At 49.7% G+C, this 23,981-nt stretch carries 25 protein-coding genes; 9 read left to right on the forward strand and 16 right to left on the reverse strand.

Annotated features, from left to right (window positions below):
- The first annotated feature begins 293 nt into the window (after window positions 1-293).
- The gene (locus AC2TDJ_RS06310) at window positions 294-497 is read left to right on the forward strand and encodes an HGGxSTG domain-containing protein (RefSeq protein WP_480840353.1); all 204 of its coding nucleotides are present in this window, start codon (window positions 294-296) and stop codon (window positions 495-497) included.
- Window positions 498-1,123: 626 nt separating this feature from the next.
- Complete coding sequence (locus tag AC2TDJ_RS06315; protein ID WP_480840354.1) at window positions 1,124-1,711, forward strand: restriction endonuclease; 588 nt, start codon at window positions 1,124-1,126, stop codon at window positions 1,709-1,711.
- Between the two features lie 673 nt (window positions 1,712-2,384).
- Here AC2TDJ_RS06315 and AC2TDJ_RS06320 read toward each other — a convergent pair.
- The 7 genes from AC2TDJ_RS06320 to AC2TDJ_RS06350 all read right to left on the reverse strand — a co-directional run bounded on the left by AC2TDJ_RS06320 (window position 2,385) and on the right by AC2TDJ_RS06350 (window position 9,128).
- Entirely contained in the window at window positions 2,385-3,812 is a 1,428-nt protein-coding gene (locus AC2TDJ_RS06320) for a sensor histidine kinase (protein ID WP_480840356.1), read from the reverse strand.
- The gene (locus AC2TDJ_RS06325; RefSeq protein WP_480840358.1) at window positions 3,799-4,476 is read right to left on the reverse strand and encodes a response regulator; all 678 of its coding nucleotides are present in this window, start codon (window positions 4,474-4,476) and stop codon (window positions 3,799-3,801) included. Before AC2TDJ_RS06325 ends, AC2TDJ_RS06320 begins: the two co-directional genes overlap by 14 nt.
- Before the next feature lie 121 nt (window positions 4,477-4,597).
- On the reverse strand, window positions 4,598-5,134 hold the full coding sequence (locus AC2TDJ_RS06330) for a roadblock/LC7 domain-containing protein (protein WP_480840360.1): 537 nt from the start codon (window positions 5,132-5,134) through the stop codon (window positions 4,598-4,600).
- Window positions 5,134-5,607, reverse strand: a complete 474-nt coding sequence (locus AC2TDJ_RS06335) for a hypothetical protein (RefSeq protein ID WP_480840362.1) — start codon at window positions 5,605-5,607, stop codon at window positions 5,134-5,136. Before AC2TDJ_RS06335 ends, AC2TDJ_RS06330 begins: the two co-directional genes overlap by 1 nt.
- A gap of 1,538 nt (window positions 5,608-7,145) precedes the next feature.
- Window positions 7,146-7,559, reverse strand: a complete 414-nt coding sequence (locus tag AC2TDJ_RS06340) for a thermonuclease family protein (protein ID WP_480840364.1) — start codon at window positions 7,557-7,559, stop codon at window positions 7,146-7,148.
- A gap of 90 nt (window positions 7,560-7,649) precedes the next feature.
- Window positions 7,650-8,117 (reverse strand): DUF2799 domain-containing protein, encoded by a 468-nt coding sequence (locus AC2TDJ_RS06345; protein WP_480840366.1) that lies wholly within the window; start codon window positions 8,115-8,117, stop codon window positions 7,650-7,652.
- A 117-nt stretch (window positions 8,118-8,234) separates the two neighbouring features.
- Window positions 8,235-9,128, reverse strand: a complete 894-nt coding sequence (locus tag AC2TDJ_RS06350; RefSeq protein WP_480840368.1) for a lipid A-modifier LpxR family protein — start codon at window positions 9,126-9,128, stop codon at window positions 8,235-8,237.
- Window positions 9,129-9,374: 246 nt separating this feature from the next.
- Here AC2TDJ_RS06350 and AC2TDJ_RS06355 point away from each other — a divergent pair, with 246 nt between their 5' ends.
- Window positions 9,375-9,881, forward strand: coding sequence for a hypothetical protein (locus AC2TDJ_RS06355; protein WP_480840370.1), 507 nt, complete (start codon window positions 9,375-9,377; stop codon window positions 9,879-9,881).
- 458 nt (window positions 9,882-10,339) lie between these two features.
- Here the strand turns inward: AC2TDJ_RS06355 and AC2TDJ_RS06360 are convergent, their stop codons facing one another.
- The gene (locus AC2TDJ_RS06360) at window positions 10,340-10,513 is read right to left on the reverse strand and encodes a hypothetical protein (RefSeq protein ID WP_480840372.1); all 174 of its coding nucleotides are present in this window, start codon (window positions 10,511-10,513) and stop codon (window positions 10,340-10,342) included.
- A gap of 391 nt (window positions 10,514-10,904) precedes the next feature.
- Here AC2TDJ_RS06360 and AC2TDJ_RS06365 point away from each other — a divergent pair, with 391 nt between their 5' ends.
- The 3 genes from AC2TDJ_RS06365 to AC2TDJ_RS06375 all read left to right on the forward strand — a co-directional run bounded on the left by AC2TDJ_RS06365 (window position 10,905) and on the right by AC2TDJ_RS06375 (window position 13,946).
- The gene (locus tag AC2TDJ_RS06365) at window positions 10,905-11,549 is read left to right on the forward strand and encodes an acyl-homoserine-lactone synthase (protein WP_480840374.1); all 645 of its coding nucleotides are present in this window, start codon (window positions 10,905-10,907) and stop codon (window positions 11,547-11,549) included.
- 168 nt (window positions 11,550-11,717) lie between these two features.
- Window positions 11,718-13,145: a tyrosine-type recombinase/integrase gene (locus tag AC2TDJ_RS06370; protein WP_480840376.1), complete on the forward strand. Its 1,428-nt coding sequence runs from the start codon at window positions 11,718-11,720 to the stop codon at window positions 13,143-13,145.
- Window positions 13,146-13,226: 81 nt separating this feature from the next.
- The gene (locus AC2TDJ_RS06375; RefSeq protein ID WP_480840378.1) at window positions 13,227-13,946 is read left to right on the forward strand and encodes a hypothetical protein; all 720 of its coding nucleotides are present in this window, start codon (window positions 13,227-13,229) and stop codon (window positions 13,944-13,946) included.
- A gap of 1,477 nt (window positions 13,947-15,423) precedes the next feature.
- Here the strand turns inward: AC2TDJ_RS06375 and AC2TDJ_RS06380 are convergent.
- Together AC2TDJ_RS06380 and AC2TDJ_RS06385 are read right to left on the reverse strand one after the other, a co-directional pair.
- Window positions 15,424-15,678, reverse strand: coding sequence for a hypothetical protein (locus AC2TDJ_RS06380; RefSeq protein WP_480840380.1), 255 nt, complete (start codon window positions 15,676-15,678; stop codon window positions 15,424-15,426).
- Between the two features lie 262 nt (window positions 15,679-15,940).
- The gene (locus AC2TDJ_RS06385; protein ID WP_480840382.1) at window positions 15,941-16,498 is read right to left on the reverse strand and encodes a DUF4329 domain-containing protein; all 558 of its coding nucleotides are present in this window, start codon (window positions 16,496-16,498) and stop codon (window positions 15,941-15,943) included.
- Between the two features lie 410 nt (window positions 16,499-16,908).
- Here AC2TDJ_RS06385 and AC2TDJ_RS06390 point away from each other — a divergent pair, with 410 nt between their 5' ends.
- Window positions 16,909-17,583, forward strand: a complete 675-nt coding sequence (locus tag AC2TDJ_RS06390) for an SOS response-associated peptidase (protein WP_480840384.1) — start codon at window positions 16,909-16,911, stop codon at window positions 17,581-17,583.
- A gap of 11 nt (window positions 17,584-17,594) precedes the next feature.
- Here AC2TDJ_RS06390 and AC2TDJ_RS06395 read toward each other — a convergent pair whose 3' ends face one another.
- Genes AC2TDJ_RS06395 through AC2TDJ_RS06410 form a run of 4 tightly spaced genes read right to left on the reverse strand, consistent with a single transcriptional unit; the run spans window position 17,595 to window position 19,197 of the window.
- Window positions 17,595-17,741, reverse strand: a complete 147-nt coding sequence (locus tag AC2TDJ_RS06395) for a hypothetical protein (protein ID WP_480840386.1) — start codon at window positions 17,739-17,741, stop codon at window positions 17,595-17,597.
- Window positions 17,742-17,756: 15 nt separating this feature from the next.
- Window positions 17,757-18,386 (reverse strand): hypothetical protein, encoded by a 630-nt coding sequence (locus AC2TDJ_RS06400; RefSeq protein ID WP_480840388.1) that lies wholly within the window; start codon window positions 18,384-18,386, stop codon window positions 17,757-17,759.
- A gap of 15 nt (window positions 18,387-18,401) precedes the next feature.
- On the reverse strand, window positions 18,402-18,629 hold the full coding sequence (locus AC2TDJ_RS06405) for a hypothetical protein (RefSeq protein WP_480840389.1): 228 nt from the start codon (window positions 18,627-18,629) through the stop codon (window positions 18,402-18,404).
- Window positions 18,630-18,654: 25 nt separating this feature from the next.
- Window positions 18,655-19,197, reverse strand: coding sequence for a hypothetical protein (locus AC2TDJ_RS06410; RefSeq protein WP_480840391.1), 543 nt, complete (start codon window positions 19,195-19,197; stop codon window positions 18,655-18,657).
- A 1,231-nt stretch (window positions 19,198-20,428) separates the two neighbouring features.
- Here AC2TDJ_RS06410 and AC2TDJ_RS06415 point away from each other — a divergent pair.
- The gene (locus tag AC2TDJ_RS06415) at window positions 20,429-21,049 is read left to right on the forward strand and encodes a thermonuclease family protein (protein ID WP_480840393.1); all 621 of its coding nucleotides are present in this window, start codon (window positions 20,429-20,431) and stop codon (window positions 21,047-21,049) included.
- 624 nt (window positions 21,050-21,673) lie between these two features.
- Here the strand turns inward: AC2TDJ_RS06415 and AC2TDJ_RS06420 are convergent.
- On the reverse strand, window positions 21,674-21,997 hold the full coding sequence (locus AC2TDJ_RS06420) for a hypothetical protein (RefSeq protein WP_480840395.1): 324 nt from the start codon (window positions 21,995-21,997) through the stop codon (window positions 21,674-21,676).
- A complete protein-coding gene (locus AC2TDJ_RS06425) occupies window positions 21,990-22,991 on the reverse strand; it encodes a hypothetical protein (RefSeq protein ID WP_480840397.1) in 1,002 nt (333 codons plus the stop codon). The genes AC2TDJ_RS06420 and AC2TDJ_RS06425 overlap by 8 nt, the downstream gene beginning before the upstream one ends.
- Before the next feature lie 220 nt (window positions 22,992-23,211).
- On the opposite strand from AC2TDJ_RS06425, the gene AC2TDJ_RS06430 reads away from it, so the two are divergent.
- Complete coding sequence (locus tag AC2TDJ_RS06430; protein WP_480840399.1) at window positions 23,212-23,757, forward strand: hypothetical protein; 546 nt, start codon at window positions 23,212-23,214, stop codon at window positions 23,755-23,757.
- Window positions 23,758-23,981 lie beyond the last annotated feature (224 nt).

The raw sequence follows: 23,981 nt of genomic DNA on the forward strand, positions 1-23,981 counted from the left end.
GCTTACCGAACCTCCATTGAGCGAGGTAAGCTGCAGTACTCAATGAAATTTGTGAGAGCCGAAGGCCAAACACTACGCGCATCATGGGGTTTGTAGACTATGTTAACAATTGTTGGGGTTTTTTGATGGGACGACCGACCAATTTTGAGAAGAAATTCCGTGCGCGCTTTCAAGGTGACCCCATTGATTGGCAGGCACTACAGTCACGTTGGCGAACATGCCCAGCAGAGGCGCACAAGCATCCAGACTATCGGAGGGATTGCTCACAGTGCCACGGCGTAAATTGCAAACGGATGGCTGAGCTCGGCTTGAATGATGCCAAGGAACCCCTGCCTAAGACAGAGCGCCCCACATGCGGTGCTAAGACCCGTGCAGGAGGCCAGTGTAAGGCACGTGTCGTACCTGGAAAGCGACGATGCAGGTTGCATGGTGGTCTCAGTACAGGCCCGAAGGGGAAGCGAAGAGTTAGAACCAGTCTTGTACTAGAAGGCGACTGACGAGACGCGTTACGATACCTTTGGAGATTACTGGTACTCGCTCGGTTATCTGCAAAGGTGTATTCACCCACATACCGATCGGTGAATACAGAGCCGTGATTCTGGCGATACCGGAACGTAATGTTCTCGTCAAAAAGATAACACTCAGCCAATTTCGACTCTTTTTAGTCATCAAGATCTGCGCCCTCAGAAGGTTTGATATTGGCGAATGGGGCCACGTAGGGTCCACGACCTCCGCGCGCCAGAATACAGCCTTTTTCCTGCAGCGCGTGTGCGAATGCCTCCTTGCCATCGGAGACTGACCATGCCTACTGAAAGGTGCGTTTGACTTTGGGCAAGGGGCACCTGTAGGCAAGCTCGCTCCACACGCTTGGGCGCTGTGGGCACCTCGTATGTGGGACAAACCGTTTTGATGAAACGTGATTTCGTGTTCAATGGACGTAAAAGGCATGCTTAGGGAGGAATGGCTGGACAACGTTCATGGGATGGCATTGAAGTATTAAATTGAGATACCGCAGATATCAATCTGCGGTAGAATCGTCGTACGGTTGTCGCTACCAATGCACACATGTGAGACCTTTTGAGGCTCGCCATCAGAAGAAACGAATTTGAGGCTAATAACAGAAATGCAATTGCAGGACTTGCTGGACACTTACCGAAACTCGGCCCGCAGCGAACGTGAAAAAGGCGACTATTTTGAACGATTGGTTCGTGTTTATCTGGAAAATGACGATGTCCAGAAGCAATTTTATTCCCGTGTCGTACAGTTTTCTAACTGGGCAAAGGAAAAAGGTTGGAGCAGCGCGGATATCGGAATCGACCTAGTCGCAACTCTCGCCGACGGGTCCGGCTACGCGGCCATTCAATGCAAGTTCTACGCACCTAACTACAGCATCCAAAAACCCGATTTGGACTCGTTTATTTCTGCGGCTTCTAACGATGCTTTCACGCGACTCATAATTGCTGATACGACTCGAAAAGAGTTCGGCCGAAACGCCAACGAAACACTCGACAAGCTGTCTAAGGATTGGAACCGGATTGGGATCAATGAACTCGAATCCGGCCGGATTGACTGGTCGCAGTTCATAAGGACAGGCACGGTTAGCCTCGCACCTAAGAAACAGCTTAGAGATCACCAACGCGAGGCGTTAAAGGCTGTTATCGACGGCCTTGAAGGCGCGGATCGCGGCAAGCTGATAATGGCTTTTGGGTAACGAAAGCTCACTTTAGTCCGCACAACCGCCGTTGGTCGTGTCGGGACAGGCCTCAAGCGCGACAGTAGGCGTCGGATGACCGGTATGGAGCCCAAACGGTCATTGCTACAACGGCTCAGCGCTGCGGGCGCATTAGGCAGGTCGCAGCACATTGCGGACCTTGGACCCTAAGTGCCCGTCAATTGTTTGAGTAAAATGATCGGTTGTCGGCAGTGAGCCTAAAGCTACATGCTTCACTAAGAAAGCAAAGATTTGGATCATAACCATTAGTTCAAATTGCCCATTGATTGGCAGACAACGTAGATAGATGCCGAGGTCATAGTGGGTTTTGGGTGCAGCTTCCGTGGTCTTCTAGATTTTGAGTTCCATGTGCTGACAATTCGTACTTCATAGTCGGAAAATGTAGGGCTAGTGTCCAAACTTCTCTGGAGTTGATGTGAATAAAGGTCACCCCATCGAGACCATGCGCGACGGATGCTGTTCCGTCTATCTCATGAAACAAAATACGTGCTTCCGAACCGTCCTCTGGTTGCGAAACAACTATTTTTTCGCCGGTTATCGCCGATATACAGTTAAACTGCGTCCCACCTGCGACCGCGGTTGACCCAAGCACAGTTCCAAAGAAAAATGCCATTCCTTTTACCATTCTGTTCCTCACTTCTAGTGATATGTTCTAGTTTGTATTCTCAAAAGAAGATGCAACCTTATCTTTTCTACGTTTTAAATCGCCTGCGAACGACCGCTGGGGGTTTCCAAACTCAACGCAAATACGCAAACCGGGATCATTGTTGTGAGCAGAAATCACTGCTCCATGACGAAGCGCAACGGCTTTCACAAGGGCAAGCCCAAGGCCATTACTGGACTCGCTCCGATAACCATCAACTCGATAAAAAGCATCAAAGATCCTTTCGAGTTGTGTGCCAGGAACCCCATACCCATTATCCGCAACTTCAAGCTCCACGGTTTCATTCGTTGCATTCACGGACACTCTTATCCAGGCTTCCGGGGGGCAATACTTAATCGAGTTGTTTATAAGGTTTACAAGAAGCTGCTTCAGCATCTGCTCATCACCTTGCACAAGGATCGTGTCGGCGTTGAAATCAGCTGTGATGTTTTGCTCTTGATCTTCTGCAACGGGTGAAAACGTCTCAACGACATCGACGACCAATGCACTTAGATTCACCGTCGAAAACTTCTTCTTATATGCTCCTGCTTCAATTCTGGAAATTCTAAGTATGGTATCGAAGACGGCACTTAAGCGTTTCAGTTCCTTCTCCAGTTCGATGAGCTTTGGCCGCGGGTCTCCGCCATAATCGAGTTCACTGTACACCTGCTGCAGCGCCAAAAATCCATGGGATAACGGGGTTTTAAGATCATGAGCTATTGTTACGGCGGTGGTCTGCGTGCTGATGATCAAACTGGATAACCTGTCTAAGTGTCTGTTCATTAGTCGGGACACTCTGTCGATCTGATCATTTACCTCCGAAACCGGAAGACGTACCTCTGTGTTTCCTTTGGAAACCATGTCGAGGGTTCTCTCAATCCACTTGAGCTTTCTGTAACTTTGAGAGCTCACGTAGTAACCGAGCCCCAGAACTGTCGCAGTCGTAGCGACCGTGAGAAGCAGCAGGCCTTCCCAAAGTGTGGTCAATGCCCCGTTCAAAGATGTCGTGCTCCGCGCGACAACTGTCCGGTATCCAAGAAAATCCGAGGCCTTGAGCAGATAGACCGGCTTGCCGCCACCTATTTCGACGAAATCGGGGTCAACGTCGTACCAGCCATTCTCTTCCGGTATCTTGGGGATTGACCCAGCCAAGACAGAGTTGTGCTTATCAAACAGAGCAACCATATGCAGCCCGGTCCGGTTTGGGCTGTGCAGGTGATCAATAGCTCGCTGCAATCCATCGGTGCCGCCATCCAGAAGGATTTCGTGCAGAAGTAGTTCTTCCTCAAGGATTTGCTGCTCGAGATTGGTACGCAACGTGTGCTTCAACCCGAAATAAGCTGCATAACCGAATAGAGCTGTTATGACCCAGACGACAAGCGCCGCGTAGCAAGCTATGCGAAACGGAGCCCCGGAGAAGATACTAGCGCGGTCCATGGAGGCTGTATCCAACGTTTCGAACCGTATTCAGTAGAGCTACATCGAATGGTTTGTCTATTTTTGCTCTGAGGCGGCTGATATACGTCTCGATCACTGTAGAGTTAGGATCAAAATTGTAGTCCCAAACCTGTTCCAGGATCATGTTTCTTGTAACGACCCGACCCGAATTGCGCATAAGTAGTTCAAGAAGTGCAAACTCTCTCGGTTTCAGGTCGATGATTTGTTCCTGCCTGCGAACCAGCCGCTCAAGCAAATCCATCGACAGGTCCTGAACACGCAACTCGGTTGTTTTGACCGTTTCGGTGCGTCGCTTCAGTATGCACTGGAGCCGGGCAAGAAGTTCGGAAAAGTGAAACGGCTTTACAAGATAATCATCTGCGCCTTCCGTCAAACCTTCGACGCGATCATCAACATCGCCGATGGACGTAAGAAACAACACTGGTGTCTGGTTCCGCGCAACACGAAGCGCCTTTAACAATGACAGACCATCCATTCCAGGTAGCATCCGGTCCAGAATGACTGCGTCGCAATGGTTGTACAAGCAATACGAAAGTGCATCACGTCCATCTTCAAACCATTCGATGCTGTAGCCGTTGGCCCGCAGACCTGAAATCACGAACTCAGCAGTCTTTTTGTCATCTTCAGCGACTAGGATCTTCATTCTTCCGGCTTTCCAACCCGCTTCTTCGGGTCAAACACAACACAAAACAAAGAGAACGGGCCCGGCAAAAGTGGTTCAGGCACAATAATGCACCTGAACCAAGTTTGCGAGGGGGGGGTGGTTAAAGGCTCAAGGTCTCTTCGACCGATTTGACCTGGAGACGAGCGAGGCCAAGATTGGCAGTCTTTTTTTCAAGGGCTACATAAACAAAGATGTTTGGATTTTTTTCCAACGGCCTGATCAGATGGAACTGTTTTCCAAGCGTGATCAGAATGTCTTCGATTACATCGTTCAGCTTCAGAGCTTCAATCGCTTGCAATTTGGCGCGAACAACCTCGACATTAGCGGCGCCAGCCGTTTCGAGATCGAATTTTGCACCGCCTTCTGTCGCCAGTGTTAATCCGGTATCACTGTCAACCAGACAAGCGCCGATAAAGCCCTTGATTTCGCTTAGTTTTGATATGTCCAGGGACATCATTTTCTCCTTCATTAGGTGTATTTTGGCAGTCCGATCGCTATCGGAAGTGCCACGTTGCGGCTCAGATTCTTCATTCGCTGGAGGTGCGCCGGGAATGGTGATTTTATATCTCCGGACAAGCCCGAACTTCTCGCCAAAGTTGGTAATGGCGGAAGCAACTCCATCGTTGTTTTTTATCATCAGCTCGTTCGCTTCTCGCCTTTGGTAGGGAAATGAATCCTGTTGGAAGCGCCGGATACGCGTATTGGTTTGGGCAAGCCGAAAGCAACAGAACCTTCGGTTGTCGTACGCAGACAGCCACCTTCGATGCCAAGGCTCCGCGAGGGTTGCGTTGTGATAACACCGGCCTGTTGAAACAGAGAATCAATCAGGCATTCGTTGATCTGCGGCAGCTTTTTCACCTGCCCGTCGCAACAATACTCTACGGTGGTTGTTGCATCGATGTGCCTAGATTGGCTTAGTGGGTTAACGTGACCAGATTCTAACGCGGGCCAAACAGCGATTGCAGCTTTGGGAATGACTGAATCTCCGATCCTGGCTTGATCAGCCAAAAACCAAACAATTTCGCTGCCGTTGCTATTGTCAATGACAAACCAGAGACTCGCACACTCAAAACTGACATAAGCCAGCCCGCAAAGAATTAAGTTCAGCATTGTACCCTCGACTCACACAAAACCAGCAGTTGAGCGAAGTGGCGACATTTAGTTTAATCGAAATATTCAAGGAGTTTAAATTTTTGTAAGTTTATTGTTTTGGGTGCTGATAAAAGACCTGAAAGAGCCTATTGTCGAGTTCACGCTAAACTTATTAAATTGAAAACAATAACTTAACGAAGTTGTGGCTGATCGGAACCAATTTGCATTACCTGACGTAAAGGTGTGGTCGAGCAGATTTTCGAATTGAAAAAGCAGACGTGCTTTATGGGTGTTTCGATCCAATTTGGTTTTAATGAAGCTAAGATGAGAGCACATCGCAACGCTCTCAGAATCAAATCTGAATAAAACTCAGGTTCTGATCTTTACCCCCATACGTCTTCAACACCGGATTCTGTGCTCGCCAGAAATCTGTTTGGTCCCAATATTTGAGAGATCGAGACAGCTTGGGAAAATTTACTCAATAGCGCGAACACTGCAGAAAAGCCAACGTTGCAATCGCGGTCTCTTGAAAGTGTTCTTCAGTTGGCAACATGATTGAAGAGGAAAAGTGGCGACCTTTTCCTCCAAGTGTTCGAGTTCGGAAAAGGTCGCCAAGAAAGCTGACAGTAGCCAAGAGTGAGTGACATATCTAAATGCCAGTGTTCCCCGGTTCGGGTAGGCTCAGTTCTGTCAGCCGCTCCGTTTGAGCGTCAAATCACCTCTACAATCTTTTCCTTTGATTTCTTTCATGCACTTTTCGGCTTTCTTACGTTTTTGAAAAAGTAGTGTTGTGAGGCTACTGCAGTTTCAATGCAAAGATGTCTGGTGTACTTCCAGCACCGAGAGTACCCGCCATGCGCGGGATCGACCTTGCAGAAAACTGGTCAGCGCCTCAGTTTCATGCTGATGGGTGTAAGAGAAACTGTTCGCCGAATAATGAACCGGGTTTTTGAAATTATGCGTTCGGAACGGTCGCTTTGGTCTGTGGATCTTGATTTTACTTTCTTTGAACGTGTGGCGTCGCCATCCAGAAAATACTGCAAGTGAGCGATCGACTCCGGAACTCAAAGTCGCCGGTAGAATTCCCCTTGAGGCGCCATTGAAAATACAGTTCCGAAATCGGCCATTGGGACTCGTTTTGCACGGCTTTCACTTTCGTAGATGCAGTACAAAATTCCGAGTCACCAAATGGATGTCTGTCAATTCCGAAGATGAGAGCTTTGCATTATGCCTGGTCCACAAAAAGATGCGATCGTTTCTGCGGGGTGCTGACAATTCAACACTAACCCTGTCAGCATCCCGCAGCGGAACGCGTTTGCGGCCCGGCGCGCAGTGCTGGTTTGGCTTCGAGGATTTTCACGCGCGGTAAGAATTTTCCTTCGGTTTCTTTGCAGCAACTTTTCGGCAATCTTACAAAAGTGATCGTTTTCTTGCTGGATGTATCGTGATCGAAGCCGGAGAAGACAACCTTATAGCTCTCGCAGTAAAAGCGGACATCGACACAGCGCAAGCGATTGGCCGCTTTGTCCGCGAGAGCGGACGTTAGAGGCCAAATGTTACTTGCAATACTTGGCCCGCTTGAGCCGTGATTTGGCTGCTGGGGTCTCCAAGTGCCGGTAACGACCGCCGGAGTACCTTCTGCAATCTAGTGCGTGTCCAGCGGAGATAACAGCGGCTCCTATGTCCTGACCGTCTGCATAACAAACCCCCACCCATCGGTCATAGGTGCGCTCGCCGTTCAGCTCGCAAGAAACAGACTTGCCGCGAAGGTAATTTACCATCCAGCGCTTAGCGTCCCGACCTGACCTTGTACCAAGCTCTGGTGCATCCACGCCATTAAGCCTTACCGGGGTTCCGTCTACAACAATTGTGTCAGCATCGCGGACAAGTAGGCTTCCAGCTTGAACGGCGGTAGCGAAGAAAACTGCTGCAAGAAAAAAACGTCGTTTCATATCGTTCACGATGCCCATTTCGCGTGAAAAAAGCCGGGCCACAAGGTGCAATTTGTCGGCTTATATTTGTCGACTCGGATCAGCGAACGCGCGACTGACGTGCAATATTCAGTTGCCTGAATCTGCAAATCCCCGCCGCACTGCGTCTCTAATTTCGTTAATCCTCGGGCTGTCTTCGCACGCACCTATCGCGACCCATCCGCGACGTGCCAAGTTATATATGTTCTCCGGCCTGCAATAGATCCGATTTCCGATTTTGTACGCACTGAAGTACTTTTTCTTGTCTGGTACCTTGGATCTCTTAGCGCAAAGCTGCTCGTACACTGAGAAGTAAGCGGCCTCGATACCGAGTTCACCATCGGAGAACCCGACCGCAGACCAATCAATACGACCAATGCACGCCTCTGGTGGGAATAGCCTTGAAACCAGGTTTAGACGTGTTTCACCAGCTTTTGCCATCGGGACCATGATGAAGACTGGCAGAACACACACGTAGAATAACGCTGAGTACTTCGCGCTTAATCTCGAAACTGGTCGCCGAAATGCCGCTGACTTCGTGCCTTCAAATCCCTTCATTTCAAACCTCCTTCGAGTACGCTTGCTAGCCGCAACGGCGGAGAGCGAGGAACTGCAGTCATGTCGTTGGAATGGGGTTCGTCTAGACAGCGCTTAAACCCGCGCTGTCGAACCTCGTCAAAAGGGGAACTCAATAGAAAGAACGCCAATCATTTGATCCTCAACTTGCGAAGTGAACTCCCTGCTTAGGTGAGTGAAGCCAAAGAACACTGAAGCTGAAGAGACTCGAGCTTGAAACCCAGCGCGCACCCGCACTCGGTTATTTTCCATCTCCACATCTGACCAATCCGGAAAAAACTCACTACTGGTAACGTACGAGTAGTCAGCGCCTACCAAGAAAGACAAATCGTTCATCCTCTCGGCACGATTTGGCGACGAAGGCTGCAAAAAACCTGACACGGGATCGCGCACATAGCGCTCGGCTCCGGAGTAACCATCCAGTATAACGTCTATGCCGATCCGTCCGAAAGTTTCGTATCCTGCCTGCACACCAACAAACGGGCGCAAGTTCAAATCATCAGTAACGCGGAAGCTTCTTGCGATTTCGCCTGAGACCATTCCGGTCACACTATTACCGACATGGTCATGCGGCATATTTCTGGGCAAGTATCCGGCAATCCCAGTTATCTCGTGAAAACTTTGCTGAAAATCGGCAACGTTCGTTTGGTCACCGGTAAAAAGGATTTCTGCACCGACGTTGTAGTCAATGGTCCTATAACTATCATTTGCAAAAATACCCAGCCCCAGCATTCCGACGTAGGGGCGGTCATCGTTTGTTGGCTGGATTTTCGAGCCCCAGGGAGAGATAATTTCGGCCCGAGCACGAACATCATGTGCGATCCCTCCGGTATTCTCACCTTCAAAACCGAGAAAAAGCGTATAGCTGGCTGACCGCCATCGATCCTGTCCGTCCCCGAAAAAATCGTTTGTGAAGAAACTAGACTTGATAGGATTTGCTGAAGCTTCGCAAGTCAGGGATAGAGCGCACAGAGTCAACACTTGGATTTTCATTTATTCCACCTCACTGATGACCAGAGTCGAGAGAAAGACTTCTGAAGCTCTAGAGTGAGATGGTTAATAATGGGCTAATGCTGAGCACTGTGCATTTAAGAAGAAACTTCTTTTTGAAACAATAGAGCAAGGGCGCTCAAGCATGGCGCACTGATCTTGTGAAAATTGCTGCGCGTTAACTAGGAATTATGTTTCTTGTTGAAGAAAGATGCCCGCATCAAATGAAGGGCAACAAAGTTGTTTTGCATGACGACGACACCTTTTGATATCCAGGATATCGTTCCTGTATTGTCAAAACCCATCAATCAAATTGAGACTGCTTGGCAAATTCTACAACCATTCTTTGGAGCACAACTAAGTTTTGGGTGCGGTCGAAACGTAATGGTGCCAAATTTCTTTGATGTAGTTGCCATGAGCGTGTTAATCGAATTGCTAAAGAAACCTCAAAGCGTTGAGAGCCTTGTGAAGGCATCCGTATGCGTTGCCGAGGAAGTAGCAATTTGTATGGACCAGTCCAGTCTAACTGATCCATTGGGCCAACAACAAAAAGTTGAGGTCGTAGACCATGTCATAGGCGTGTTTGAAAATCAGGCTTTCCACATTGAGATTGGGCTTGATGCTCAATCGTGTAGTGGGGTTGCAAAGACCATTGCAGAAGTCTTTGAAAAAGTTCATTCGAGATTGGAGAGCGCCAGAACTCCCAGGCCCTATGGTGAGAAGTATCTGCCTAGTGCGTTAGATCAAACGGCTTAGTTTCGTTGGCTCCAATGTCCCAAGCAACTATTGTTGAGGAACCGGGAAAATCGAAAAAGTGTTTTCCTAATGTGACGTTTGCCACGTTTTCAATTTTCGAGCAAATAATTAGGAAGGTATTTGAGATTTACTTGTTGCGATTGAGTCAACTAGTCGTCTTTAAAGCTTATCAAATTTTCGATTCAATGCGGGTTCTATTTTGCGAGATTCACTATATTTGGGGTTTCCGTATTTTCTATCACAAGACATTCAACTGCAGACTTTTCTGCGTCGGTTAATCCAGCTTCGTCGCAATATACCGATAATGCAGTGCGCAGCCCACACAACACATTCGGTAAATTTTCTCTTCTCGCATCATCAACCATCTCGGATACTGCTTCGACGAACCAATGTTTAGTTTCCATGGAACACCTCGTATTTATTTTGAGTACCGTCGGAGCAAGTAGGTTAACGGTACGTTAACCAGACTGCTTTTTTTGAGTTTCGGGGCCAAATTTTTGCGCTACTTCTTTGGAATATTCGCAAACATAGTCGTTTATGACCTTACGGATAGCCACAGCGGTAAGAAACATCCCATCCGCCTCAAGCCGTAGTTCAATGTCAGTTGCTCGTTGCAAAAAGTCTTCATCCATGACGCCACTCCCCGTTCACAGAATTTCGCCTAAATTGAGCCGATTCCGTTAATGAAACGTAAATTGTTCGAAAAACGGCACGAGCTTGTATGTGTTTGGTGTCGTGTAGGCACAAAATATCGGATGCATCGCAATTTTTTTTGTGAAAAACGTGCGGTTTGTTTCTCGAAAGCAACCAAAGCAAGAAGTCGCGGGTGAGAGCGGGGCAAGGTGCTTCTCTAACGGCATCTCCGACCAATTGAAGCTTACAGCGACCGATAAATTAGGACTGAAAACCGCCAAACCATCCGGCCAGAGGTTAACAGGGAGTTAGCGACCTTTCAGGTAGCTCACCAACAATTAACCACGATCCATCACCACTTGGTCCGCAATGGAATCAAAAGGTGAGAGAATGCTCCGGTATGTATTTGGAGATGAGCTGTGCAATTTTCCGACACTCGCGAGAGGTATGTTCAGGGACAGAGCAGACCAATTCAAAACGAGACTGGGTTGGGATGTGGAAGTAAACGCAAGAGGGGAAGAAAGGGACCAATACGACGAATTGAACCCGCTCTACGTAATTTGGGAGGAACCCGACGGAACTCACGGTGGATCGATGAGGGTTTTGCCGACGACTGGCCCGGTAATGATTAATGATGTATTCGGACACCTTACCGGACCCGCTCCAGTGCGTGATCCGTTGATTTGGGAGGTTACTCGCTTCTGTTTGTCGCGGAAAGCGAGCCCCTTCACAGCCGGTGCCATCATGTTGAGTGGCGGTGAGTTGATGGAAAAGTTTGGCCTTTCCCACATCGCGGGTGTCTTCGATGCCAGAATGATCCGGATTTATCGAATGATTGGTTCCTCTCCAACGGTTTTAGGTTCTGAAGGTACTGGGCGTGAGCAAATTTCTGTCGGGCTCTGGCCGTACTCACCAGAAGACTGCAATCGAGTCGCGGAAAGAGCTGGAGTGTCCAGAGAACTGTCCAGAATCTGGATTAACGCAGCATTTGGTCGTCTCGAGCTCCAAAACCTTAAGACTAAGCGTTTCGCGTAGCGGAACATGCAGGATCAACTTCTCAGGGTCGATGCAAAAGCTGGATGCAATGCTCCAGACAGAATTGCGTTGGCGGATCAACGTGCGTTTCCCGCCGACTTTGGGCAGCGGCTCACAAGTGGAGAAGTCGTCTACTATAGCTGCGTAAATTGGAAGAGGAGATAGACTATGCGTGTTTCTTCCCATGCGCCTTTGCTGTCGCGTATCGAGAACATTGTGAATCTGCCCGCAAGGCGAAGTCCTTATTGGAATATTTTGGAGTATTGCCGCCATATCGGAGTGGAAAAGCTGCCCTCTGATCGGTGCCAATGGAAGGCCCGGATCCGCCGGATTGATGGCAACTACAGCCAGACAAACCTTGGACGCGTTGCGCCATTCCACGACGACGGGCTAAACTACGACCAGGCACTGGCCCTCGCAAAAGAATGGTTTAGTCACCCCAGTGTCACCGCAATCGCTTCTCAACCCTATGCCGTTGGCGTTAACTCGAAGCTCAACTACACCAAAACTAGCAACGGCTTTACGGTTGGCGACGCAATGCATGCGTTTGTCGAGTGGAAGCGTATTGCGGCGGCGAGAACTTATTTCGAGACAACGTTATCTCTAATAAACCATCACATAATTCCTAGACTAGGTGATTTGCCGGTAGAAGAACTCAGTCAATCCGTATTCACAGAATTCTGCATCGAAGTCCTCGAATCCGCTCCCAAAAGGGGCAATAGGCCTCAGGGCGCGAGTATCCGCCTCAAAGAATTGGACCACGAGCAACTTCGAAAGCGAAAGAAGACACTTAACACAGTCATCGGATTGCTAAGAGTCGCACTCGAAATGTCGTGGGAAAACGGTGATTTCGAAAACGAGAGACTATGGCGCCGGTTGAGACGTATCCCTCACGCCGACTCTCCTCGACAGTTCTTCTTGACGCGGGCTCAAGCCAAGCGGTTGATAAACTCATGCCGCCCAGACCTAGCTTTGCTAGTTCAAGCCGCACTGTATTCCGGGTGCCGAGTTTCGGAACTCGCAAACCTCAAGGCTCGCGACGTTGGCGGTCATGTGTTTGGCATATACGTTGCTCCAATGAAAAGTTATCGAGGACGGTATGTGGTCCTACCCGATGAAGGGATGTCATTCTTTTTGGACCAAATTGACGGCTTGGACGATGAAGACCACGTGTTTCGAATGGCGACTGGAAAGACATGGGCTGGATGTCACAAGCACCTTTTTAAGGCAGCTGTTCGGAATGCAGGGTTGCCAGAGAGGTTTGTGTTCCATGGTCTTAGGCACACCTATGCCAGTCAGCTGGTTCAAGCAGGGACGCCTCTCGCAATTGTCGCGAAACAGCTCGGTCACTCCAATACCGACACAGTGAGCAGAACCTATGGTCACTTGTGCTGCGACTCAATTGAAACCGAAATATCAAAGCGGTTTGCTCCGCTTCGTAAAGCCAGAAAGGATCCGCGACTCAACGGTCTGCGGGGTACTCTACAGTCCAAGGAAGAACCAAAATGGTCTTGGCCTCAAAGAAACCGAAGCAAGGCTTCCGGAAGCGTTGTCAGTCTTTTGCGGTCGCGTGAAGACGAGTTGCGAATTCGATGAAGGAAACCGCATCAAGTAATTGAAAAGTTGCAAAACAAGACTCTTTTTGGCTACGCTTGGGCATTCTGTGGGGGAATTGCTATGCGAGTATTTTTTGCGGCTGTCGCCGTTTGTGTTGCTGGTGCAGCCAATGCGCTAACGGTGACATTCGACCACAACAACGCTACCTACAATCCAGCGAACTTTGAATACATTGGCGAAAGCCAAGGCTTTACTTACGACTTTAGCTATACGTATTTGACAGGCTTCCATTTGTCGCTGCATGACGATAGTGGGATTACATCCTCGACCATTAGGGCGCAGAACGGAAACAGGTTTACGCCGCACTCCATCGACACGACCGGATTCAGCCAAATTAATAAGACCGGACCCGGGCCAAATCCTGACCCAGACAACATGTCTGCCTGGGACTATTCTGGGATCGCACCACCAATTTCGTTGGCGTTTCAAGGTGTCCGCAACAATCAGGTGGTCGCAACACAGTCGGTATCAACATCGCAGAGTGGATTCAATTGGACTCCGAGTTGGTCAACGATGCAGTTCTCTTCGGCATTCAATGGGATTGACAGTCTGGTGTTAAGCCTTCAATTCCCAATCGTTAACTGGAAGGACCACTCACTGCCGGATAACGCCCCCTCAAACCTGGTTTGGTGTCCTGCGTGGTGCGGTGAATACCGAGTGGACAATTTGACGGTAACGCCGGATGTCGCACCTGTGCCCCTTCCTGCAAGTGGTCTGTTGTTGATTGGTGGCTTGCTCGGTTTAATCGGGCTTGGTCGGCGCAAGGCAGTTTCCCATTAACTGCGGGTGGCTTGCTCAGAAAAGGCCCATCGCGCACGCGTAGCGATTTCGTCGGCAAACCACCTCGCCACAGGATGACCGGCGTGAACGTGCCTGTCCCTTCGCCTTTACTATGGGCACATGGGGAGGTAGAGGGTTTTCCTGGATTCATTGCGACAGTTGCTGCGTCATGGGTTTCGGTGCCTCATTTGAGTTTGGCGAAACAAGCGCACACACGTGTGGACTGTGTGCTACTCAACCTCCCAACGATGTCGAAAGCTAACGGGACCCGATTGGCGTTATCCGTTGCAGGCACAACCTGCGCCCTTCCGACATGTATAGGTCCGACTGATGCAGCTATCCCCGCAGGCTTTTCCCTTTCGGCAAATCTTGCAGCAAGCAGCGTTGAGGATTTTCACCTCTTCACCACTATGCATCAGGTTCCAAAAGGACTGAGTTGATAAAGGTGGTGTCGGATTGCTTGCGTCCTTGGATGCGCTTTGGGCAATCGCAAAAGAACACGACAGGACCAACACCGTCACACTGGCTGAAATGTGAGTCTTCAAATTCTTACTCCTTTGGCAATGTGTGAACTTTTTCACAGCCTAGCGCTTGGTGGAACATCTATTGTCGGCTCATCATTTCTTTCAAAACAACACGTTAAGGACTGAGTATGAGTGGACAAAGTGGCGAATGCGCTGAACGTGGATTGACCACTCGGCAGATCCCTGGGAATACTAGAGAAAAGCCGTGCGCTGAATGCGGTGGTCCTGTTTGTGTCCATACAGAGGACCGGGGAGCTGTAGTTTTCCTAATTCTGGCTGGGTTGATTGTTGGAGGCACTCTTGCGGCCATAGCGGGTAGTTGACTAAGTCAGCCTCCTTTTGGAGGCTTCGCACAAAACCCAGTGGTTTGGGAAACGGGTTGTTATCCAAACGAGAACAGTAGCAACCGCAGCAGTTCATTGCCTTCGAAGACGTCCAAAAAATCGCTGAATTGTCGTCAAACCCAAGCATTTCTTTTTAACTTGGTAGGCGAGTGTTAATTTCATTCCCGAAGTTGTTTTAAATGGTGATTTGTTTCGATAAAGCCTTTGGGAGCTCGTACCTGAGAGAACCGAGGCGTGAACCGAAGTAAGTACGGTCAGCGCCTTAAAGTTCGAAGCTCCAATAAGAGCCCCGCACTAAGACTGATAGTCCAGGCTTAGTTCGGGGCTTTGTTTTTTTTGGGGGGGAGGGTTGAAAGTGGATGCTTTTGTTGTTCCTGGTTCTTCGGGGACGCTCAGGTGAACAAGAACTCATCCGTGAGCAGTAGCGGTTTTGGCGTTGATACGTGTGGCTTCGCCGAGACCTTAGGAACTGCAGGAGGTTTTGCGGCACGAGCGATTGTTTTTGCCTGAGCCTTTCGTTTCTCAGCCTCGTCCAGCAAGAAAAACACAACGGCGGTTTTGCCGACTAATTCTCTGGGTGTTGAGATCCGCTCAGCCTTTGGTTCCATCTTATGCTGCCCATAAATGCATATCGTTGGTGAGGTAGACGTTTGCATAACCAACTGCTTCACGGTCTTTTCGAACAACAATGGTAATCAGCCAACCACCGTTTGCTGCGTTGGCGTACTGGTCCTTCCTCGGGTTGTAATCACCGATAGTATGTCCGTCGCGCTTCAGACGCTCCGGCATTTTGCCATAGTGCTGGCGGTAAATCGGCTCTAGCTCGTCGTAGGTGTCAACCCAGTTCCGGCGAATATCTCTCAAGAGCTATTCGATCTGTTGAGCACTGAACGTGAAACACCGGCCTGAAAACCGAGGCGAGACGCGGGAGGATTGCGGAGGCTCAGAAACGGCGTTGGGCTGCGTATCGTGTGCAAAGAGCACTCTAGGAATAACCTGAATCTCTAACCGATTTCTCAGTATGGCAATACCGGTCGGCGATGTTCAAACTTTCAAAAAGAGTTGCTGCATTGCGTCGATTTGGTAGGCGGGCAAGTTGGAAGCAATACGCATGTCTAAGGTTCTCTCATTCGCTTTCTCGCCGACGTAGCTCGTCTAGAGTGTAACTTTGCGCAATTGGCCCTGCGCCACCTTCACTGAAATTTTCGTCTGAACTCAGGCAATAGAGGTCACACAATAGGGTTGCCGTCGCCTCTCGCCAGTCGACCAGCCAAAGCCGTCCGCCCGGTGTTCCGATATATCCAAACACCTGCTCATCCATGTCGGCGAGCAAATCATCAGTGCTGGGCACTTCGCTATCTGCGTCGGTATCGAAACTTGAATGTGTGTGATACGACGCCACGATGTCGACTATCTCCTCTGAGATGTCTTCGACGACGCAATCGTCATTCGTGCCGCGAACGGGATCGCTGGCGACAAACCTACCCTCAGAATCCAGACCGAAGTATCCGCAAACCTCGATATTCTCAGAGAAGCTAACCGCTTGATACGCGGCAAATGCTGCTTTGGCTTGTGCATGAAAAGCCGTGTCGGGAACGCTACCCGATCCCAACGGCTCAGATGGTGAGTCTTCGCATCCCGCAAGAATAATTGCGGCAAGCACAATACAGATTTGTTTTGTCATTTACCGTCACTCTCCAACAGGCCTGCGCGGTTTTGCATCCCGTTTCGGTAATTGTCTATCTGAATTCTGATGCGCTGTCGCGGTTAAGCCAGATCCATTTTCGTCCAAGCCAAGGCCATCCCTTTCGACTAGGCTAACAACACGAAGAAAAATTTACCTATTTGTGTGCCCCGGTATGGAGGGGCTGGCCAATACCCCCTCGCCCAGCCCCTCGCTCCACCCGCCACATCCAGAGCGTACAGGACGGGCAGACTCCAGTTGTCCAGGGCTTAGCTCATTCCGATTTAGACGCCGTGTCTACTCGCCAATTATGGGGAGGTGTCGCAGCCAGTGAATGGGGAGAACTTTGAGGCAAGCTAGAGAAGCCGCCAACTTGTCCAATCCAATTGTTGCACGTAGCCTTCCTTTCCATGTGTAACTTGTACTCCAACACCATCCCAGCAGAGGCAATGCGCCAACTGTTCGACGTGGCCGTTGAGCGGGACAGGTTGGGGAACGCAGAACCTCTGCCTGCCATTTTCCCAAAACACATGGCTCCGGTCGTCAGAATGGCAGAAGACGGCAATCGCGAACTCGTACCGCTCAGTTGGGGTTTTCGCACCACCAAGAAGTCGAAAAAGACCGGTGCGGTTATTCAGCCCGGCGCCTGGAATAACGCGCGAGATGATAAGGTTCGATCGAGTGGACTTTGGAAGGGAAGTTTTGAGGAGCGCCGGTGCCTGGTTCCCGCAAGTTCGTTCTGCGAGGCCAAGGGACGCAACCCGGCCACCTACCACTGGTTCGCACTCAGGGGCGATGCAGAGCGCCCACCCTTCGCCTTTGCTGGGATGTGGCAGGTATCACGCTATGAAGGCAAGGAAAGCCCTGAACAGGTGGAGACCTATACAGTGATCACTACCACGGCCAACGATATCGTCAGGCCAATCCACCCGCAGAGAATGCCGGTGATCCTTAAGCCGGATACCTATGATCAATGGATGGATGGAAGCGCAGCCGAAGCGTTCGAGCTATTGCAGCCCTACGATGCTGATCAAATGCGGATAGTGCGCACGGGTGAAGGTGAGAGATCAGACCCGATAGGCTGAACCGCACCGCTTTACTGCTCCAACCGGGTCAGCAGCGCCCGCTCTATTTCAAGGCTGCGCTCCAATTCCTTCCGCCTCCCATCGTCCTGACAGGCGGCGATCTCCGCCTCGATCTTCGATATCTGGCGCTGGTATGACGCGCGAACAGCAGACTTCATGACCGCTCCTGCTCGTCAATTCATTCTCTCTGCTATTTCTGGAATACTATACAACTTACCCCACTCCCGTTCCGATGCTGGATGAGCTGGCGTGCCTGGAGGCCCGTCCATTTTCAAGTTAATACTAAAACGCAGAAAATATGATCCAACCGTACGGTTTCGCGCAATGATCTCCTCAAAGTCCCCTTTTTGATAGACGAGAACGTCGTCTCGGCTGAATTCTCCCAACACTGAAATCCTAGGATCAACTAGCAACAGGGCGTCCGGGATCTCATCATTAAACCCCCATGCCCAATGTGCGAGCTTGTTCCTACTTTTCTGCACTGAAGCTGCGATATCCAACACCACCTTTAGCAATTTTTGTTGATTGTTATTGAGGACAACTTTCGCGGCGGCCTGTATCATCGCCTTTCGGGGTCCTTCCGCCGACACCGCCATGAAGGTTGCAGCAGTGAGGCTTTTGTTGCCTCCGAAAATCTCAATATACAGCGAAAGCATATGATGCTCGACTATAGTCCAAGACGCTATGGCCTCCATGCCTAGCGCGGAAAGGTCCGGGTTCTTGGTGAATGGGGAAGGCTCAAATCCCAGATTGCCGATACTCACATTGCCGCCAGGGCAAACTCTGCTCATAGGTTGAGGCATATTTCTTCCTTATTGTTAACTCACGGCCTCTACGAAAACTGCCGAAACGTCAGCCGCGCGCGCGCGCAAAGCTCCACTTCCATTCGCGTACAGGACATGGTTCATATTGGAGCTAGTCACGTTTGGATTGGTCGTGCTCTCGGTGTAAAAATCGCCTGCGATATCGCTGGCTTTCCTCTCATCACAAATGACTTCATGAACCGCGCCACTTCTAAAAACGACCACTAGTTTTACGTCAGCCATGCCTATTCTCCTTATTGTTAACCTTTCAAACTTCCCAAAGCTCTCCCTTGGCTAGGAACTCGGCCAAAATCCAAAGCAAAGGCTGAACATACGGAACGTTGGTTTTCCCTTTCGGGTAACGCAGCGCGTAAAATGTTTCGCCTCCGTACAGCTTTTCGAGTGTCTCAATTGTCCAATCGACAGTGTACACCTCGGGATCTGGTATCGGAGAATCTTTAACCTCAACGCATCCCACTGCAATCTGTTGAGCCTTTTCGCGCATTGACTGAAACTCGGGCAGCATCCACATTTTGTAGATGTTATGACCAAATTTTTCGCGGTCTCGTAGTTGATTATGAGTGTAGCCAAGCTCCAGCAACTTACCCTTCAGGAACAACTCCAAACCAATTCCGAGAAGTTGCGTCGTAGGAGCCACAACAGGTAAGCGGTTGTTTTCGACGAGCCGTCTATCGCGCTCTTTTTTCCAAAGAATCTCGGCAGCCAACAGATAATCAGTTGCAAGTGCAAAATAACTATCAGGCCCTCCGTCTTCAGTTCCTGGCAGCACAAAATCCTTCGGCTCTCTCATCGAAAATCCATGTCCAAACTTCGCTCCTTATTGTGGAGTGTCTCTCAAATCTTCTTCAGCCTGATGCCACAAATTATCCGCGTCCGGACGTCTAAGATATACGTCCTCGACTCCGCCCCCTGCACCGTGCGCAATCTCCCAGTGAGTAGCTCTCGGAGAAGACCCGAATGCAGCACCACCGCAGGCCGAAGTTCCCGCCCCATAGCTGTGTTGCAAACAAGGATGGGAACCAAAGTCTTCTATTCGATCGAAAGGAAGAACAGAAACCAAAAGAGAATGCGAACCGCTGCATTCAGAATGTCCGCAATCAAATTCTACTCGAAAGTCTGGTGCCCAATTCCCGTCCGCGACCGGGTTTGTCCACCAACGCCACCCCGCACGATCAAAGAACGCTGCCCACTTCGCTTCAGGCCTCGTTTTGAATGTCAAACCGTTATAGATGAACATTCCGCCCTCCTTATTGTAAAGTCTATATCCCGCGCGCTTTTGTATCCCGGCGACAGCCCAAAGGCTTGGCTGTGTTGCCGGAATAAGCTGTTACACCGCAGGTTCGGCAGGTCCATCCGATTAGCCCACCTCTATCGCTCGTTTGCTCACGCCTCCACTGGCAATGCCCGTTAGTACCGCCCCAACGCTTACGTCGCATAAGGACAAACACCAAGCCCACAAAAAGTACCGCCGCGATCAATGCCGCCCAGACCAACCAAGCTTCTAATCCGCCGTCTGAAACCGTGATCGATTTCAACCTGCTGCTCCTTATTGTGGACCTTATGGATCGCTACCAAACTCTTGCGGTAACTGAATCCCTTTGTGCTTTTTACACTCACAACGTTCCCATTCTGGACTTTCATGGCAAATCGCGAGGCAACCAAGGTGCGTGCAGTAATGAAGTCCAGGGCAGGCCATAGCCTCTTCGGTAGTAATCTTTGTGTGCGTCTCGTTGATGAGCCTCCCCAACTGAACTGGTCCACCGTTATGTTTAGGAAACGGAGGACCAAGAATGGCAAAAAACACCGACTAACTGAAATTCAGGTTGTTATTCTGGAAAACTAAGTAAGTAGAGATCGGCTGTCTCGCGGTCCTAGGCGTGAGATCGTTCAGCGAAGCAAATCAGTCACATCTCTCCGAGTGAATATAAGGTGTCCCTAGCAAATCAACCCGGACGTGTGCTTGGGTCGATCCTGATCCGGTGCGACAATATTGATTGACCTAACTTTTGGAGGCCTGTCTCGTGGGAGTCTTGATAGTTTTGGGTTTGGTTTTGGCTGGCGCAGTGTATTTGGCAGTTCGCAGCAACAGGCCGGGCGACACAACCACTCATCCTAACCAGTCAGGTGTGTATGAGAGACCAAGATTAACCACAAACCAAGGACGGCGCACTTCGCAGCCACAGCGCTTTGATGCAGCCCATAAGTTACCCAAACCCGAAGTACCCACAATAAAAGGTTCAGCGTACGTAGTAGATGGCGATACATTGGTAATAAAGAAAACCCAGATCCGTCTGTTCGGCGTGGATGCTCCTGAGATGGATCACCCCTACGGAAAAAAGGCAAAATGGGCACTCGTTTCGCTCTGCAAAGGTCAAAAAATTAGGGCCGAAATAACCGAGCAAGACACCCACGGACGCACTGTTGCAAAATGCTATCTTGAGGATGGTCGTGACCTATCCGCAGAAATGGTCAAGCTTGGCCTAGCGATAGATTGGCCGAAATTCTCTGGCGGGAAATATCGATCACTGGAAACGCCTGATGCTCGAAAAAAGCTATGGCTCGCAAACGCGCGTCAAAACGGACATATGGGGTTATGGAAGAAATATGAGGCAAAGCAAGCCGCACGTAAACTGAACATCTAAAGCCCGCCAAAATCGGTGGTCTTAAACGGTCTTCTCTTCGGCTTAAGTGCTCGAATCGTTGCATCACTCAGAACCGCCGTGAGTGCATCTCTTTTGTTACTTTGAAACGTCGCCCCAGATTAGTGGGCCTGTTTGAGGTACATATAGCTGAACCACCCAACACATCACGGTAATACTTAGCATAAACAAGCTAGTATTTGACGACTTCGAAAGCAATTGTAAGACTTTGTAGTGCAGGCGGTGGAGTGTAGATTAGCGGCCCTGGGTTCATAGCAGAAACCCTTTTAAAGAAACCCCTGATCAGTGGCACAGACAAAGTCACAAAAGCGGATGTTTTCAACCAAGCATTGCATGTTACTGAAGCTGTCAAAGCTTTGTGTTGCCGATCAAAAGATCTCCTGCCTGGACGAACCCCTCCTGTGGAGTTACACCGTCCAAAAAGCGTGACAACTCCCGCATCGGTTCAACACGGCGGGTTCATCGGACGGGCGCAAAATTAGAAGAGATCAGGGCGAAGCGCTGCCACTCGTCATCCGGTGGGTTTAAACTCCTGATCTGGATTGATTTTCATCCGATGCCGACAAGGTGACGGCACCCCAAAGCCTTCACCTTCGCCTCATCAAGCTAGGCCTTCTTCTTGAACGCAACTGAGACTGAGGCATTGCCTTTCGTCACCAAGCCAACGTCCAATCCCGCCTCGATCCCAATATTGAACTCTATTGTGTCCAGCTCATAGGGCGAACCATCAACCTTCTCCTTGGTTGCTGATGCAATTGCAGTGAGTTTTTCCACCACCGTATCCCATATTTCAGCAAGCTCGTCGATTTTCGCTACAGCCTTTTTCCCGCCGCCGTGTTTTTCAGTTTGGAAACGCTCACGATCCACGTTCTCGTCAATGCCTTGTGGTGCGGTCTTTGAACTAATAATTGTTACTTGGAAGTCAGTCATGAAATTCACCTTTCAATTGGTCTGGTTCGACACCTGAAATCTCTGCGGCTTGCACAATGTTTAAGGCATAGCCATAATCAAAAGTGGTTCCAAGCTCGTCTTCGCACTCTGTTTTGCCTAAATAGACACCAAGAAGAGCGCGCTCTTCGTCAATTGGGTTTTGTGCGCAAACAAGCGAACCGCTATCTCCCTTATGACCATGTTTATCAATCAAAAAATGCTCCGGCATCGCTGCACTTCTCAACTGTGAGTACGTCTGAAGGACACTCATCACTGTAGCCGGTTTCTTACCGCTCAACCCCAAGTGGGCTTCCACGTGCTCTCCTTGTGTCGGTCGGCGTACTTCACCCGTCCCGTTAATATCCGGCCCACCACAAGGAAATGAAACAACAGCCGTATCCAATAGACCAGGTGATAGTCTGTAAAGCTCTGCTTCGTTCGCACAAGTTGAGCACCAAACAGGCACCGCATCTCCTTTACTAAAGTCTTCCACGACGTGACCTGCCGTAAGCCCACGGCGTTCACCTTGCATTGAATAGGTGGCTGCGACATATCCGTCGGGAGCATTCGAGTGCTTTTGAAGCTCAGCTACCATCTGAATGGCCGGCGCGCGAAAACCGGCGAAACCCATGTCAATGCTTCCGACATATGGCCCGTCATACTTCGAATGGAAATCACTCCTTAGAAACATGACTCCAAATTGATAGCCTTCGAATTTCGGAAACCCGCTAAATTTCATTTTTGTTTCGCTAGTAGGGGCTCGAAAAATTCCTGTGGAAATAAAGCCAGACGTCGTTGCGAGGGGCCAAAAAAACTCTGGGCTATCTTTTCGATCAAGCATCTGCGACAGTCGACGCCGGAGTAATTCCGACCATACTCCAATTCGTCGGGATGGCTCAGACATCTCTCCTTCCCTTAGCCAGAATGCACTCGGAGCCGCTTCTTTTGGCAGTTCCTGTGGAACCAGTTTCTCAAGTATTTTGTCAGAAATCATTTTTTCTCATCCCTCTAACCTATCTGGAACTAGCGACAAAAATCACCACTCTCGCCTAACCGTAAAGAGCTTCGTACCAAATGCAACTTTTCACCGATGTGCTGCTGTTAGTTGAAGCAAAGCGCACGATGTCATAAAAGGAAGCTCGACCCGCACTTCGAACGGAAGTCAAAGTGCACAACCGGGGGAACCCGCAGTCTATCCTCGAAAGGGAAAGAAAATGACCGATACTCCAACTTACTCATCAATCCTGCATTGCATCTATGACGAGCCTGAAGAGCGCGGAAACATAGGTAGAGGCACCCATTACTCCGTCTTCCGGGTTCCTGAGTGGTTTGATGTGACGGGCAAGCCTGTCAGTAAGGCCCTTCAGCATGACTTCGCCGTACTTTGGGATGAAGACCACGACCAAAGGATAATCCCAGCCATTGAGCGCCTGTACGTTAATGGGCTACTTTTCCCAGTCCAGTTCATTGGAGAGCGTAAGGGCTGGATAACCGCAATTCTAGCGTCAAAGTTTTGGTATTCGGGAACGGAAGTCGAACTCAAGGCATATCAAAAGAAATTCGAAGAGCTTGCCGGCAAAGTCGAAAATGATTGGTGGAACACGGATTTTGGTATGTTCGACAAATCGCTCGTGCACGGTGTGCCACACCAAACTGAACTAATGGGTATTGTGAGTGATCACGCCGATAAGGTAGACACTTACGTTCGCAATATCGACAATCTTTGGTCGATTGGCAGCAAGCCTTTCAGCATCGCTTGAGGAGCGTCAAATACACTTGAGGAAATTGATCCTTCTTCGCGTAAGTGGTCCACCGGTATGTTTAGGAAAACGGAGGCTTTACGATGGGAAACAAGAGACAAACCTGAGCCTCCCGATCCGCCGAGGTAAGCTAATAGCGATAAAGCTGGCCTAAAACATAGGAATTGAAAGTTCTGTCCAGCACTTTCACACTTCTTGCTTGGACCCACGATATCATAGACACG

It is taken from the genome of Ruegeria sp. HKCCD6647-2, from assembly GCF_057221075.1.

Coding starts and splice junctions, on each gene's coding strand:
- AC2TDJ_RS06315 (WP_480840354.1), top strand. CDS start 1,124: ATGCAATTGCAGGACTTGCTGGACACTTACCGAAACTCGGCCCGCAGC.
- AC2TDJ_RS06345 (WP_480840366.1), bottom strand. CDS start 8,117: ATGAAGGGATTTGAAGGCACGAAGTCAGCGGCATTTCGGCGACCAGTT.
- AC2TDJ_RS06330 (WP_480840360.1), bottom strand. CDS start 5,134: ATGATAAAAAACAACGATGGAGTTGCTTCCGCCATTACCAACTTTGGC.
- AC2TDJ_RS06350 (WP_480840368.1), bottom strand. CDS start 9,128: ATGAAAATCCAAGTGTTGACTCTGTGCGCTCTATCCCTGACTTGCGAA.
- AC2TDJ_RS06395 (WP_480840386.1), bottom strand. CDS start 17,741: ATGAAGTCTGCTGTTCGCGCGTCATACCAGCGCCAGATATCGAAGATC.
- AC2TDJ_RS06365 (WP_480840374.1), top strand. CDS start 10,905: ATGCTCCGGTATGTATTTGGAGATGAGCTGTGCAATTTTCCGACACTC.
- AC2TDJ_RS06375 (WP_480840378.1), top strand. CDS start 13,227: ATGCGAGTATTTTTTGCGGCTGTCGCCGTTTGTGTTGCTGGTGCAGCC.
- AC2TDJ_RS06310 (WP_480840353.1), top strand. CDS start 294: ATGGCTGAGCTCGGCTTGAATGATGCCAAGGAACCCCTGCCTAAGACA.
- AC2TDJ_RS06360 (WP_480840372.1), bottom strand. CDS start 10,513: ATGGATGAAGACTTTTTGCAACGAGCAACTGACATTGAACTACGGCTT.
- AC2TDJ_RS06405 (WP_480840389.1), bottom strand. CDS start 18,629: ATGGCTGACGTAAAACTAGTGGTCGTTTTTAGAAGTGGCGCGGTTCAT.
- AC2TDJ_RS06335 (WP_480840362.1), bottom strand. CDS start 5,607: ATGCTGAACTTAATTCTTTGCGGGCTGGCTTATGTCAGTTTTGAGTGT.
- AC2TDJ_RS06320 (WP_480840356.1), bottom strand. CDS start 3,812: ATGGACCGCGCTAGTATCTTCTCCGGGGCTCCGTTTCGCATAGCTTGC.
- AC2TDJ_RS06425 (WP_480840397.1), bottom strand. CDS start 22,991: ATGATTTCTGACAAAATACTTGAGAAACTGGTTCCACAGGAACTGCCA.
- AC2TDJ_RS06400 (WP_480840388.1), bottom strand. CDS start 18,386: ATGCCTCAACCTATGAGCAGAGTTTGCCCTGGCGGCAATGTGAGTATC.
- AC2TDJ_RS06385 (WP_480840382.1), bottom strand. CDS start 16,498: ATGACAAAACAAATCTGTATTGTGCTTGCCGCAATTATTCTTGCGGGA.
- AC2TDJ_RS06420 (WP_480840395.1), bottom strand. CDS start 21,997: ATGACTGACTTCCAAGTAACAATTATTAGTTCAAAGACCGCACCACAA.
- AC2TDJ_RS06410 (WP_480840391.1), bottom strand. CDS start 19,197: ATGAGAGAGCCGAAGGATTTTGTGCTGCCAGGAACTGAAGACGGAGGG.
- AC2TDJ_RS06325 (WP_480840358.1), bottom strand. CDS start 4,476: ATGAAGATCCTAGTCGCTGAAGATGACAAAAAGACTGCTGAGTTCGTG.
- AC2TDJ_RS06355 (WP_480840370.1), top strand. CDS start 9,375: ATGACGACGACACCTTTTGATATCCAGGATATCGTTCCTGTATTGTCA.
- AC2TDJ_RS06340 (WP_480840364.1), bottom strand. CDS start 7,559: ATGGGCATCGTGAACGATATGAAACGACGTTTTTTTCTTGCAGCAGTT.
- AC2TDJ_RS06430 (WP_480840399.1), top strand. CDS start 23,212: ATGACCGATACTCCAACTTACTCATCAATCCTGCATTGCATCTATGAC.
- AC2TDJ_RS06390 (WP_480840384.1), top strand. CDS start 16,909: ATGTGTAACTTGTACTCCAACACCATCCCAGCAGAGGCAATGCGCCAA.
- AC2TDJ_RS06370 (WP_480840376.1), top strand. CDS start 11,718: ATGCGTGTTTCTTCCCATGCGCCTTTGCTGTCGCGTATCGAGAACATT.